Raw genomic sequence first — 13,659 nt, 5'->3', positions numbered from 1 at the left:
AATGAATAATAACGGGGGCAGCCATGCAAAAAACACTCCTGATAGCCGCTACAGTCCTTATCGGATTGACAATCTCCGTTCCTGTCCACTCCGGCTCCTTCCGCGTACTGCCACTACGACTGTTTTTTGATAACGATGCCCGAACATCGATATTGACAATAATCAACAATGAAGATCGTCCAGTGACAATACAGGTTAACGCCAGAAAATGGTTGCAGGACAAGACCGGGGAGGATATTTACGAGGACACCCGCGACATCCTGTTCTTTCCCAGGATCGTTACAATCGCAGAGCATTCAGAACAGGTAATACGGGTAGGATTCCAGGGACAAAGGGACCAGGAAGTCGAAACTTCATATCGCCTGTTTCTGACGGAACTGCCGGTAAACGATGCCCCGGAAAAAGGAGCAAGACTAATCCTGGCGCTGCAGATAGGTGTCCCGGTTTTCATAAAAGCAAGGGGCGCTGCGCCTGAGGCATCACTGGTCAGCACCACACTTTCCGATGGCGCAGTCAGGGTTTCAGTCCAAAACACCGGTACTGCACATTTTATAGTAGGTGACATCCGTCTGACTGGCATGGACGCCAGCCAATCGAGCATGTTTGAGACAGTTGGTCGAGGCTGGTATGTTCTGCCCGGCAAGACCCGAAGCTTTGCCGTCATGGTGCCTGAACAGCAATGCGGCAAGAGCAAGCTAATCAAGACATCTGTTGAAGCTGGTGATCAAAAACTTGAAGCTAGCGTCAATATGCCCGGTACGGAACAATGTCGCTGGCCGGCACGGAAGACCATTAAACCATCAATCGCCTCGCCAGGAGGACACTTGACCATCCCGGCGCACCCCGTCAAGCCCAAACCCCCTTCGATCAGCCCGGCTCCTGTCGATCCGCAGCACGACCCGGCCACCGCCAGTACACCGGGAGGGTGATGCGAACATAACATTGCCGGCGAGTCTCCTGACATGTATCCCCACACAGCCATACACAGGATAACTGTTCAGCTGTGGGCGAACATTGCATATGTGCTTTTGATGACCATGCTTCCTGCTGTTCCTGTTTTGGCGGACACCGTGGTGATGAAAATTCAGCTAAACTCCACCGACAAGGGAGAACACTTTTTTGACATCAGTGACAAGGGCAAGGTTTCCTTTTCCCGGGACCTGTTTGGCCAGATTGGTATAGAAAACCTGCCGCCCGGGTTACAGGAAAACCGGCAGGGCCTGGTTGCTCTTGATTCGCTGCATCCAGAGCTGACATACTCAATCGATAATAAGCAGGCAATCCTGATTTTATCGGCGAAACCCGGTCTATTCAAAAAACAGACCATCAATCTCACCCATACCAGGCAATTGAATCCTGTCGAGACACATGACAACAGCGCGTTTCTGAATTACAGCTTTCAGAGCCTGGGGCAGGAAGGAATGGCGCCCGCCACATCCCTGCCCTGGGAGATCGGCATACATCTCGATAACGTATTTCTGTATTCAGGATTCCTTCATGCGAAAAATGAACACGATACCCAGTCCATAAGACTGATGACCCACGCTACCCGTGATAACCCGGGCAAACTGCGGCGAATTATTCTCGGTGATTTCAGTGCGTACTCAGGGGCACTGGGTGGCGGCGGTTTGTACGGTGGCCTGAGTATTTCAAAACATTTTTCAATTGACCCTTACTTCGTCAAGTCTCCGGAACTGGGTATTTCCGGAATCCTGAAAATGCCATCAGAAGTCGAGCTGTATATAAACGGGTTGCTTATGAAACGGGAGCATTTGCTTCCCGGTGAATTTGAGTTCGTCAATCCACCCAACTCTGCCGGTTCCGGTGAAATCACAATCGTGATTCGTGATGTCTTTGGCCGTGAACACGTTATCACTGAACCCTTCTATACATCCTACAGTCTTCTCAAGTCCGGGGTTCACGAATACTCTTACAATATCGGCTACAAGCGTGTGCACTTTGGTGACGAAGATTCCACATACACTGACCCGGCCATTGTTGCGTTTCATCGCACAGGTATTTCAGACCGCTTCACCTCGGGCTTTCGAACAGAAGTCGATCGGGATATTGTGAATGTCGGCATTGATGCAAAGTTTCTCCTTGGCAGCTCCGGTGAAACAGACATCTCTCTGGCAATCAGTGACAAGGAAGATAGCTCCGGGCAGGCCGCTTCGCTGGGTGTCAGCCTGTTTCATGACAATCTGAGTCTCAGGATGTTTGCCAAGGGCATGTCACGGCAATACGTCACGTTAAGCCTGGATGAAAACCGGGACCGTTCGCGCATGGAGAAACTGATCGGGATTGGCTACAGGAATGACACACTCGGGTCTATTGCCATTACCCGCGGCACGGTTGATCGGCACATTGACGAGGATTTCACACGTACGACCGTGTTCTATACACGCAAGCTGTCGAAATCATTGTCTTTTCATCTGCGCAGCACCCGAACCCGGTCTACGGATATAGAAAGGGGAATATTCGCCGGCCTGACTCTTTCCCTGGGCACGGGAAAAACCGGGGCAGTGCAGTACGGGTCAACTGAAGGCAACCGGGCCAGGGCAATACACCTAAATCAAAATACGCCACTGGGAAGCGGGATCGGTTACCGGCTCAGCGCCAACCGCCTGGATGATGAGGAACAGGATCGCCTGGATAAATACAATGCACAACTGTTCTACCATGGCAGCCACGCAGAATATAATGCGCGCTACCAGGATGATGGTCTGCAAAAACGGCATGAAGCCGGAATCGCCGGCGCCATTTCCCTGATCAACTCATCACTGTACCTTAGCCGCCCCATCCTCGACAGCTTCGCCCTTGTACGCGTAGGCAAACTGCCCGGTGTTGGAATCAAGCACAATAATCAGCCGGTTGCTGTTACCAATCGTGATGGCGAAGCCATCGTACCGGGGCTGATATCCTACTACCATAACGAAATTTCCATAAATGACAGGGATATTCCGGTCAATTACAGCATCAAGAATCTCAAGCAACACGTATTTGTTCCATACCGGGGTGGTGGTATTGCACCGTTTTTTATCAATCGTATCCAGGGGTTTACAGGACACGCATATGTACTTTCAGGCGCGAGCCGAACCCCGGCTGAATACTGGGGTCTTGAATTGTCGCTTCACCAGTCTGTAATTCGAACGATTCTTGGCAAGGGTGGCGAGTTCTACATGGAGAACCTTGCGCCTGGAACATACAAGGCCAGGTTATACAGCAAGAACAGGGAATGCCGGTTTTCGCTTGCCATTCCGGAATCAGAGGAAATGATGGTCTATCTTGACGAGGTGTACTGTGAAGCACAATAACCTGATCGCACTGTTACCGGCAATCCTTGCTGCCAACGTCATGGCCCAGGACTGCGACATGGCCATCGCCCCGGTCCGCTTTGGCAGTTATGACATATTAAGCCCGACACCACTACGCACCACTACATTCATAAATGTCAGCTGTGACGTACCCGGTATTCCCTATAACATATCACTTGATGCCGGCCTGTTCGCAAACGGGTTTAATCGCACATTAAAGAGCGACAAGGATACTCTTCGCTACAACCTGTACCAGGATGCCGCCGGAACACGTATCTGGGGTGATGGTACATCCGGAAGCACAGCCATGTCCGGCGTCAGTGGCCAGATGATCAATCGTCACACTGTCTACGGGATCATCCCGGCAGAACAAAAAGCGATACCGGGCCTGTTCAATGATCAAATAGTCATCACTATTGAGTGGTAAAATCCCGGGCCAGGGACCACGCTCCTGGTACCAGTCAGCCGGCATCAGTCATCGTACTTTGTTCCGGAGGACAAGCCGCGCTTCTGCTTCCAGATTCGCTCCGCTTCATGCTCATCGCCACTACGATGACATTCTGTACACTGGCTAAAATCACGAATACCCTCCTCCATGTGCTCCTCCCTCACCCCGGCAGGACTGTGCTCATGACAGCCATAACATGTGTATTTACTGTAATCGTGACCCGTATGACAGGTTTCACACTCCGTATCATGGTGCCGGTCAAACCGGAAGTAGTCGTCGTGGTCGAACGTCGCCGGCTTCCATGCCTCGATAGTATGACAACTGTCGCAGCTTCCCCGTAATTGACGATGAAGCCTGTCGTCAAGCGTGGCATGACAACCGGAACACAGCCTGTCATTGGTAGCACTGAAGTAACTTCGATGATCAAACTTTGCCGGCACCCATTCGCGTGTAGTGTGGCAACTGTCACAGGCAGCGCGACTGTTTCGGTGCAGGCGATCATCATACGGTTTATGGCAATCCAGGCAATCACGGCTCCCTGATTGCGTGAAATAACGGTTATGATCAAATGCCGCCGGTGTCCACTTTCCGGTTTCATGGCAGGCATTACAGTTCATGGTAATTGGCTGATGCAAGGTATCATCGGGCTTGTCATGACAGGCCTTGCATTGCTCACGTCCCGATTCCTTTAACAGGTCATGCGAGAACCGGTGGATCAAGCGATACACTTTCACGCCCTGGTGATCACTGTGACAGGCAACGCAATCCGATTCCATCAGCCGCTGGTGAAACGGTACCTGTCCTGGTTTTTTCTCAATCTTTTTGCCTGTCGTTGTCCGTATACCAATGTCGTCAAGCTTGTGGCAGGCGATGCAGTTTTCCGGGGCGCTGCGCAGAAACGGTGTATGACAGGCAAAACAGTCCCCGGTCAAATCAGCATGGCCCTCCAGCAATGCGCCGGGACTGATCATCAACTGCGGGTACACCATCACCAGTACCGCGATGGCAGCAAGATTGAGCCAGATAATTATGGTTACCGGTTTCATCAGCGCCACTGCCAGAACAGAAAGATACTGATGATGTGACCCAGCGCCAGTACCACAAATGCCAGGGTGATGGGGAAATGCACGGCGCGCCATTTTTTCATCAGCTCGAGCGTTACCGCGTCCCAGAACAGCGTGCGCTCAATATCCGCTTCACTCATGCCACGACCTGTCATCGCACTCTTCCTGGCCTCCAGCTCGCGTCGCGAACGATCAAGAAGAAACTTGCCAACAAGACCGCTGATGACATTGACGGTCATGACCAGGGTTGCCAGCCACGGCAGTACTGCGTTGAAATGCACGCCGGCATGTACCAGGATGAGCAATGAGCCGGTCCAGGTCATGGCTTCGTGTGCGCGCAACCATGATGATGCCTTGCCAAGCGTTATGATGCGTCGTTTTCGCAACGAATACATAAACGCCAACAGGATCAGCAACACCCCTGGAATCCCCAGGTAGCGTCCCACCCAGACCAGGTCCAGCACATGCAACAATTGATCAACTGCGATAATACCGACAAACAGCATGCTCAGCATGAACAGGAACGGCAGCACTTCGCGAAGCATCAGTGAGCGCATCATGTTGCTACCCCGCCAGCGTCAGGTCGGTTTCCGGTCGACTGATGCATAACAGGCAGGCGCCTGCCGGTACATCGGCATCAGGCTCCTGGTTGTAATGCACTTCTCCGGATTCGATAACTGTCTGGCAACTGCCACAACTTCCTGCACGGCAACCAAAATCCGGCTTGATGCCATTGCGCTCCGCCAACTCAAGCAAGCTGGAATAACGGTCATCCCATTGCACCAGCTTGCCGGATTGACTGAAGCGGACAGTCAGGGCTTTTCCGGCCTTTTCAGCAGCAACACTGCTGGCAATACTCCGGGTAGAGGATGGTCGATTAATCGTGGCCGGGCCAAAGGCCTCGTAATGCACTTGATGATCAGGCACACCCCAACTTTCCAGGGCCGGCACCAGGCTTTCCATCATTGCTTTCGGCCCACAGATATAAAATCGGAATGACTTCAGTGGCAGCACCTGGCGCAACAAGCTGATGTCCACCCGCCCGTCAAATTGATAATCCCGGTCACGCACATCGGTCTCATCAGCGCGGCTGTAACATACTTTCAGTTTCAGGCTGGGATGGGATACAGCCAGATCCTGCAATTCCGACTTGAACAAGTGCTCCGCACCATTACGCACGCCATAAAAAAACCAGGTTTCATGATCCGGATCATGTTCCAGCAGCGAATACAACATGCTTAATACCGGCGTAATACCAATGCCGCCTGCAATCAACACAATGGGCTCCTCCACTTCCGGTGACCAGTAAAAGTGCCCGGCCGGGGATTTTACCTCGAGCATGTCGCCTTCACTGACCTGGTCGTGTAAATGGCCGGACACCAGGCCGGCGGGCTGAACTTTCTTTACCGTGATTCGGTAGTAGCGCTGACCAGGTTTGTCAGAAAGCGAATAGCAGCGTATGGCCGGGCGCATCTCAGTTGCAACAGAGCCTGCAGCCGGAACAGCAACGGAAAACCGGAAGGTCAGGTACTGCCCCGGTCGATAGGCGGGCAAGGAATAGTCATCTGCCGGCTCGAGATAGAACGAACAAACTGAATGCGCCGCATCCTCAAAAACCTTGCGTTGCACGCGCAGGGGTCGCCAGTCCTGCCAGGACGTTGTTGATACCAGTGTCGCAGCAGGAACCGCGCCATAGCATTGCTGCTTCAGCTGACGGTACACCTGCCAGCGCCGTACCAGCAACACCAGGCCAAATACAGCCAGTTGCCCAAATACGGCCAGGAGAATCGCCAGGAAAAGTTTCAGGGTCGTCATGGCTGCAGCAATCCCCGGGTGAACGATCAGTGCCGCTGCAATAGTGCAGCAACCATCGAGAGATTGCCTTGCTCGGCATCCGAATGCATCGGGCAAACGTTCGATACGCGACAACTTATCCTGTGACCCAGGCTCGTCACCCTTTGGTCGCCACACAGGGTAGGTTATTTCCGCTACAATGCCGAACCGGAAAATCGCGAATATCGGTTACCCGGGCAGCTGCAAAGCCGGAAGGAATATGCCATAAACATCGACGTGCAGATCACCCCGGAAGCGAAAAAACATGTACTGCGGAACCTGGTGGAATTGTATCGCCATGACTTGAGTATCTTCGATGACGCCATGCCGGATGACTCGGGGCGTTTTGGCACGGACCCGTATTTCGATTGCTACTGGACGGATACCGACCGCCATCCCTTTACCGTGCTGATCAACGGCAAGGTTGCCGGCTTTGCGCTGGTGCGGGAACTGGGTCCGGACTGCTACTCCATCGCCGAGTTCTTTATCGTGAGAAGCTGCCGAAAACGTGGTGCTGGCCGGGCAGTCGCCCATCAACTATTTCGCATGTTTCCGGGCGAATGGCATATCGCCCAGCAGGAACTGAACCTGCCCGCACAGCATTTCTGGCGTCGCATTATTGATGAATTCAGCCAGGGTGATTACGAAGAACAGTGGTCAAATAAACAACCGCGGGGGCCGAAACAAATCTTCAGATCCTGATCAGCAGCACTGGCTTGTGTTTATGAATCAGTTCCCGGCCCGGTCCCGAGCGCCAGGAAAACCGCGTCCAATGACAGGCCGGTAATCTCAACCTGCTTGTGCGGCGATGTTTCGCCGGAAACAATTTGTATGCTGTCTCGCGACAGCTTCAACGCCTTGGCCAACAACCTGATAACCGCCTGGTTGGCCTTGCCCTTCTCGGGAGGTGCCATCACCTTGATGCGCAATTCATCGCCCATCCAGCCGACTATGGCGTCTTTTGATGAACCCGGCACGACTTTGACTTTCAGCACGGCGCGAAGTTCAGGCATTAAGCAACTTACCGCTGAGCATCAGTGCCAGCTGTCAACAGCTGCGTATCGTCTGGATCAGATTGAAACTGATTGCCTGGCTGGTTGTCGGAATCGTCACTATCTGGTAAGGCTGGGTCAATATAGTTAATGCAAAGCAACCACTGCCTGGAATGACCTTGCTGGCGTAAACTGACAGTATGCTGCCGGAATCGACAATTCTCTGAATGGTTAAAGTGTAGCCGCTGGAACCTTCTATGCTGTCCATCACCACCAGCACCCTATCAACTGAAAAATCGACTGCCGGCGCCGGACTGGGTGGATAGACTCCTGACTTATGCATGGCCCAAAACGCATCAAAGTCCGGCTGATTATCGTAGACCAGCAATATCGGTGCAGTCACCGAGTTTCCGTACTGACTGTAATACCCTTCTTCCACCACCGTAAACGCAATCTCCGGCAGATCAATATTGCCCACGCCATTGCCCACGCCGGAATTGTCGCTGTCATTGCATGACATCAGAAAAATAGCCGCTAAACCAATTAGAAACCGAATCGTTTTCGTTCTCATTCCCCCTCCTGACTTGCCGTGACTTGCCGGGTCGGACCTATGGCCTAGCCTGTGGGTCGGACCTGTCTAACTACTTAATATAAATGATTTATAGCCAAAATATACAGCTTATTTTCCTCTTAAAAACGCCGTTTCAACGTCAAAATGGGTGGTCTGACTTACCGGGGTAAAATTTTCCGCATGATTGCAGACACGCATGCCGAAGCACTGCACAAACAAGTTCAGCTTAGAGGCGGTATTTAGTGCTCAAAACACGCCTTTTAAGCCGACACACTGCTCGATTTGGAATGGTTTTTAACAGAAAAACAGGAGCTTACGCTGGTCCGACCCGGAACCCGATCGATCCCGATCAAATCAGGCACTTTTCCTTTGAGTTTTTCCCAGTAACCACTGCTCGGCTTCCTGGTACTTGCCGAAAAACGCCAGGTTATAGAATTTTGGGAAAAATACACCGCTCAACGGCCACGGAGGTCTCTTGTAATTAACAACTGCAACGTAGGGGACGACCCTGGCCGAAGCCAGCATCATATTGGCCTTAAATGTATAGGAATACTTGTTAATTCGATTGACCAGGGCCAGCTCGACCTTGGGTTCAATAGCGGCGATCGTATCCAGAAACTGCTGGGTTTTTTTGTCATCCACCTCAATGCCTTCATCAACAACAATTTCCAGAATGCCGTTGTCGTGACGAAAAAAGCTGCAAAAATCAGTTCTGTATTCCTTCACCCCAAAATACCCACTTCATGATACCTCGTAAAATTATACAGCTCCTGCTAATTTCTGCATAATACATATTGGTGTCTGTTACAAATTATAACAATATTCCTCCTTCACTTATTTCCGCTTTATTTATAATTGTAAATAAAACTATTCTTGCACTTTTTCAATCAGAATGATCGAACTGGATCCATAGATTTCCTGTTCGACACATCGCACCATGACGACCCCGAATTGCAGAAATTACAACACACGGGAACCAAACACCAACAGGACGCGAATCACTAGCCAGTCTATTTTAAATGAATATTTTTCAGTATAGCGGTGGTTGCCTCGATTCGCTGCATCCCGCAGCGCTCACAACCCTGGTGTTCTGGAAAACCGGTTTTCCGTACAAGTGACTCGCGTGCCGTTTATCAGTCCGCAACGAATGTACGGGTTGGGCCTGAACGAACACTTAATGCGTTTTCAAATTGCAAAAAATGCGGCATATGATTTCAGTACTTAGGCGATATTGTCACCAAACCCCCCTGCATTACTTACCAGGCCTGCCTTTGCGATCGCTTTTCGAATTACACCAAAAACATCTGAGAAAGCGGGACGATTCCCGGAAAAGCATTTGGCAGCAAAGAATCTCTCCAGTCTCGAAAGAGACTCGCTCATCACGCCAGCTTCTCCCTAAACATGAAAAATACCGCTCCCAGCAGGCACAGCCCCGCCCACAGGTAATCCAGTTTCAGCGGTTCGCGCAAATAGAAAAGCGAGAACGGTACGAACACCGACAAGGTAATAACCTCCTGCATAATCTTGAGCTGGCCGACACTGAGCGCGGTGTAGCCTATCCGGTTGGCCGGAACCTGGAACAGGTATTCAAACAAGGCAATTCCCCAGCTGACCAGCGCGGCGACAACCCAGGGCTTGCTGCTCAACTCTTTAAGATGTGCATACCAGGCAAACGTCATGAAAACATTGCTGCATACCAGCAAACCAACCGATGTCAGAACCGGGTTCATACAGAAGCTTCGACCTCACATAAATGACTGGACAGGAATACCCGCGAGGCAGGTATCACAAATATTGAATCTGGTGCGAATGATAGTACGGACAAAGGAAACGGGAAACCAGGACTGGCGCTCCTGGCCCAAACAAGTGCGTCCGTACCCGGCCACAAGCCTGTCAATCAGGGCGCTTTGCAATATGGCGGGCGTGGCCTCAATCTTTCGGGTCTTCTTTTGTTCGTGACCCGTACACATCGAGAACCCGAGTTTTTGGTACAGCCGTAGCGCCTGTTGATTGGTTGCCTGCACTTCCGTTACCAGGCGATCAAATGACTCGCACATCAATAACGTTCTTGCCTGGCGCAACAACTTCACCAGCAAGCATCCGCCCCGGTACGGTGGCAGAATCTGTAGCGAGGCGATGTAGATATCCCGTTTGTTATCCCAGCTTCGACAGTATTCAAGATACCCGGCAAGTTCACTCTCCTGCCACGCTGTAATGATAGTCGGGTGACTGGCCAGGCCTTTGCGGCGGAGGTTCTCTACCTTTATGAATTCAGCCTCACCAATGACAGGCATCATGTTCTGTCGATCTAGCGCAATAATCCTATCGGCCAGCCCCCGGATACTTCGCCACTATGGATAATGATCTCCATTCTAGTCATGCGAACCAGGTTTTAATGCGCTAAAGAACGCCTTGCCTGTCTCCAAACTCACGGGCTTGCCCTCATGGGTCAGGCATTCAACATTCCGGAACCCGGCAGACTCGAGCAAGGCGGTCACCTCGTCAAGGTCATACCAGGTCTGGTCCAGCTCAACATCCTGCCGACTCCAGGCATTGTCCGCTGCTCGTTCGAATACGATCGCCTTGAACGACGCGGCTCTTGCGGATACGTCCGCATTGGCGTGGATTACGCACACCAGGTCATCTTCGACAAAGGAATGGTTCCACTGCCACGACAAGTACTTGTGTTCCAGGTTGAGGTCAAAAAGAAAACATCCGCCCGGCGCCAACGCCTCAAACACACACCGGAAAACCTGCGCCAGCTCTGTTACGGATAAAACGTGGTTTAAGCTGTCATTAAGACAGATCACGATATCCTGGGGTGTATCGAGATAAAAATCCCTGGCATCCGCACAACGGAAATCAGCAGTCGGCGCATTGTCACGGGCAAGCTCCAGCAGCTGGCCGGAACCATCAATCCCGACCACGGCATGACCTGCTTCGATAAGGCGCTGACTCACATGGCCAGTGCCACAACATGGATCAAGTATGTTTTTGCCTTCCTTGAGGCGATCACCGAGCAAGCACTCGAGCACGGGCATCGCCGCATCACCATACCTCGGCCCCCAGTGCGTGTTATACACACGGGCGAAGGCATCGTAGTTACGGTAAGGCTGTCGATGTTTGTCCATGTCCAATTCGTTAATCCGCGTGCCGGACTGCCTGCGAGGCGACGGCCATTGCTTATGCGCATCCTATAAATATGTCCGGAACCACTCCACCTGCCTGGCAGCAACCTGCTCAAACGGCTTGCCCTTGTATACTTCGTAATGCGTGGCACCCGCCAACTCAAGCAGTTCCTTGGGCTCGTTCGCCGCTTCAAAAAGTGCGTGCGATTCGGATACCGGGTTAACACTGTCGTCCGTGGCTGCAACAACCAGGATTGGCACCTTCACGTCAGGCAGTGCATTGATCGGTTTCAGCTTCAGGGTCTCGGCAACCGTCAGGAACGGTATCTTGATATTGAGCGCGTCAAACTGACCGGCATACTCATCATAGAATGCCCTGGACTGCTCATCGCTCAAAACCTTGACAATGGGTACCATCATTTCCTTGCCGGTGGCCTGCTTCTTCTGCTCCATCTTTTCAATCATCGCCAGGAACTTGGCTTTTTCTTCCTCACTCATGGCCGATGTAATCACCCGCTCACCATCGGCAAAGGTCAGCTGCACCGACAACGCCTTCACGCGGTCATCTTCGGCCGCGGTAACAATGGCGTTGGCGCCACCAAATGATGTACCCCAAAGCCCGATGCGACCGGCATCCACCTCGTCGAGGCCGGAAACAAACGACACCGCGTTCCTGATGTCTTCGACCTGGAGCGCGGGCACCAGCCGACCTGGCTCACCACCACTGCCGCCAAAGCCCCGGTAATCAAACGCCAGCGCCACAAAACCCGCGCTGGCGAAATACTCCGCGAACGCCGGCAACAACAACTCCTTCACCCCGGCAAAACCGTGACACAGCACGATCGCGGGCGCATTAGTCACCTCGCCGTCCGGCAGGTACAGCTCCCCGACAATGGTTTCATCTGCCGATGTGAATTCAACCGGTTTCCGTTGCATTATTGTTTTTCTCCATTACGAAATCGTTTGCACATTCTATAACCGATGCCTGGGAGCCGAAACCTCCGGTTTCAGGGCAATCGCCGTCAGACTGTATTGCTCGACAATACGATTTCAAATGCTCGTTAGCTTCACAGTTTCTGAAATAGCAGCAAATCCGCCGGCTCGTATACCGGCTCTGTTTCGGGTCGTTCCGCTACCCAGGCTCGCAATCGCTCAACTCCGCGCTCGAAAGCCTCATCACTAATGGCGATCAACGACGACAATCCCCTGGCGCTAATCTTGTCGGCGTGTTCCCGGTAATTACTGGACGAGTATTGATAGTGTCGTACCCGGGAGCAAGGCCGGAAGCCAAAACTACAGACCAGGGAGACTATTTGTTCCTGCGTCATGAGTCGACTTCGCTCTATTGCCTCTGCCTCGGGGAAACATTGAAACCAAGGCATGTCATCCAGGTGATCAATCACACCATTTCGAATAGCCAGGTAGCCCGTTGGCGTCAGTACCCGGTTGATTTCGGCAAAAGCCGTGTCGGTGTTGTCTATATGGTGAAATACCTGCGACATCCAGACGAGGTCAGTCGAATAATCACTTGCAGGAATCGCCTCCGTGGAGCCCGCCAACCAGGTAATATCCAGCCCGGCCGATGCTGATTGCCTGCCTTGCTCCAGCATCGGCTCAGACGGGTCTATTGCCAGCACCGGACACTGGTATGACTCCGCCAGGCTTCGACTGAACCGACCGGTGCCACAACCCAGGTCAATCACCGAATCAACCGCATCCCTGTTGATCGACACCAGCAGAAAATCCATCCACTGCCTAATGCTGCCGGCAGGGATAGCGCGCGCCTTGTCATACCCGTGCGCGGCTTTCGTGGTGTTGTAGGTTGTAGTCATTGGTTGCTATTCTGCCTTCTTTAACCTGAATTTAATCTGAACGATCTATCGACGAAGCCGCATCACTATATGTCTGTGCTAAACGTGAGTAATGCGGGTCTTGTGGGGTCGGACCTGTCTAACTTCTTAATATAAATGATTTATTTGAAAAAAACATGGCCTATTTTCCGCTTAAACGTGCTATTTCAACGTCAAAATGGGTGGTCTGGCTTACCGGGGTGGATTTTTCAACATGATTGCAGACACGCCTGCCGAAGCGCTGCACAGCCAAGTTCAGCTTAGAGGCGGTATTTTGTGTACGAAACACACCTTTTAAGCCAACACATTGCTCGTTTTGGAATGGTTTTTAACAGATAAACAGGAGCTTGCGCCGGTCCGACCCGCTCAGCGCGCTCAGGTCCGACCCGCTCAGCGCGCTCAGCGGCACTAAGCGCTTGGCGAATCGGGCCAGCATCCTTTCGGTGACAGAAAGGATGC

Annotated in this window: 15 protein-coding genes; 4 read left to right on the top strand and 11 right to left on the bottom strand. The window is 52.1% G+C overall.

The genetic code is table 11. From position 1 onward, the window contains the following. Nucleotides 1-23 precede the first annotated feature (23 nt). The 3 genes from OEZ10_09965 to OEZ10_09955 all read left to right on the top strand — a co-directional run bounded on the left by OEZ10_09965 (nt 24) and on the right by OEZ10_09955 (nt 3,741). The gene (locus OEZ10_09965) at nt 24-929 is read left to right on the top strand and encodes a fimbria/pilus periplasmic chaperone (protein MDH5633300.1); all 906 of its coding nucleotides are present in this window, start codon (nt 24-26) and stop codon (nt 927-929) included. A gap of 147 nt (nt 930-1,076) precedes the next feature. After that, nucleotides 1,077-3,314, top strand: coding sequence for a fimbria/pilus outer membrane usher protein (locus tag OEZ10_09960; GenBank protein MDH5633299.1), 2,238 nt, complete (start codon nt 1,077-1,079; stop codon nt 3,312-3,314). Next, entirely contained in the window at nt 3,301-3,741 is a 441-nt protein-coding gene (locus OEZ10_09955; protein ID MDH5633298.1) for a spore coat U domain-containing protein, read from the top strand. The genes OEZ10_09960 and OEZ10_09955 overlap by 14 nt, the downstream gene beginning before the upstream one ends. A gap of 44 nt (nt 3,742-3,785) precedes the next feature. On the opposite strand, the gene OEZ10_09950 is transcribed toward OEZ10_09955, so the two are convergent. Genes OEZ10_09950 through OEZ10_09940 form a run of 3 tightly spaced genes read right to left on the bottom strand, consistent with a single transcriptional unit; the run spans nt 3,786 to nt 6,797 of the window. After that, nucleotides 3,786-4,808: a class III cytochrome C family protein gene (locus tag OEZ10_09950; protein MDH5633297.1), complete on the bottom strand. Its 1,023-nt coding sequence runs from the start codon at nt 4,806-4,808 to the stop codon at nt 3,786-3,788. Beyond that, nucleotides 4,808-5,386, bottom strand: a complete 579-nt coding sequence (locus tag OEZ10_09945; protein ID MDH5633296.1) for a hypothetical protein — start codon at nt 5,384-5,386, stop codon at nt 4,808-4,810. Before OEZ10_09945 ends, OEZ10_09950 begins: the two co-directional genes overlap by 1 nt. Before the next feature lie 4 nt (nt 5,387-5,390). Then, complete coding sequence (locus tag OEZ10_09940) at nt 5,391-6,797, bottom strand: 2Fe-2S iron-sulfur cluster-binding protein (GenBank protein MDH5633295.1); 1,407 nt, start codon at nt 6,795-6,797, stop codon at nt 5,391-5,393. Between the two features lie 99 nt (nt 6,798-6,896). Between OEZ10_09940 and OEZ10_09935 the strand changes: the two genes are divergently transcribed. Next, entirely contained in the window at nt 6,897-7,361 is a 465-nt protein-coding gene (locus OEZ10_09935; protein MDH5633294.1) for a GNAT family N-acetyltransferase, read from the top strand. Nucleotides 7,362-7,381: 20 nt separating this feature from the next. Here the strand turns inward: OEZ10_09935 and OEZ10_09930 are convergent, their stop codons facing one another. From OEZ10_09930 to OEZ10_09895, 8 genes are all read right to left on the bottom strand, one after another. After that, nucleotides 7,382-7,672: a DUF167 domain-containing protein gene (locus OEZ10_09930; GenBank protein ID MDH5633293.1), complete on the bottom strand. Its 291-nt coding sequence runs from the start codon at nt 7,670-7,672 to the stop codon at nt 7,382-7,384. Between the two features lie 34 nt (nt 7,673-7,706). After that, entirely contained in the window at nt 7,707-8,222 is a 516-nt protein-coding gene (locus OEZ10_09925) for a hypothetical protein (protein ID MDH5633292.1), read from the bottom strand. 354 nt (nt 8,223-8,576) lie between these two features. Then, a complete protein-coding gene (locus tag OEZ10_09920) occupies nt 8,577-8,948 on the bottom strand; it encodes a hypothetical protein (protein MDH5633291.1) in 372 nt (123 codons plus the stop codon). Nucleotides 8,949-9,601: 653 nt separating this feature from the next. Next, nucleotides 9,602-9,952, bottom strand: a complete 351-nt coding sequence (locus tag OEZ10_09915) for a DMT family protein (GenBank protein ID MDH5633290.1) — start codon at nt 9,950-9,952, stop codon at nt 9,602-9,604. Between the two features lie 15 nt (nt 9,953-9,967). After that, nucleotides 9,968-10,519, bottom strand: coding sequence for a GNAT family N-acetyltransferase (locus OEZ10_09910; GenBank protein ID MDH5633289.1), 552 nt, complete (start codon nt 10,517-10,519; stop codon nt 9,968-9,970). Between the two features lie 75 nt (nt 10,520-10,594). Next, entirely contained in the window at nt 10,595-11,353 is a 759-nt protein-coding gene (locus OEZ10_09905) for a class I SAM-dependent methyltransferase (GenBank protein MDH5633288.1), read from the bottom strand. A 63-nt stretch (nt 11,354-11,416) separates the two neighbouring features. After that, nucleotides 11,417-12,286 carry an alpha/beta fold hydrolase gene (locus tag OEZ10_09900; protein ID MDH5633287.1) on the bottom strand — a complete coding sequence of 290 codons (870 nt, stop codon included), beginning with the start codon at nt 12,284-12,286 and terminating at the stop codon, nt 11,417-11,419. Nucleotides 12,287-12,417: 131 nt separating this feature from the next. After that, nucleotides 12,418-13,182, bottom strand: a complete 765-nt coding sequence (locus OEZ10_09895; GenBank protein MDH5633286.1) for a class I SAM-dependent methyltransferase — start codon at nt 13,180-13,182, stop codon at nt 12,418-12,420. Nucleotides 13,183-13,659 lie beyond the last annotated feature (477 nt).

It is taken from the genome of Gammaproteobacteria bacterium, from assembly GCA_029880545.1.
In the GTDB taxonomy this organism is placed as follows: Bacteria; Pseudomonadota; Gammaproteobacteria; order Acidiferrobacterales; family SZUA-150; genus JAOUOD01.
Note: the sequence above shows the minus strand (reverse complement) of the source record. Positions and strands in the feature narration are given on the sequence as shown.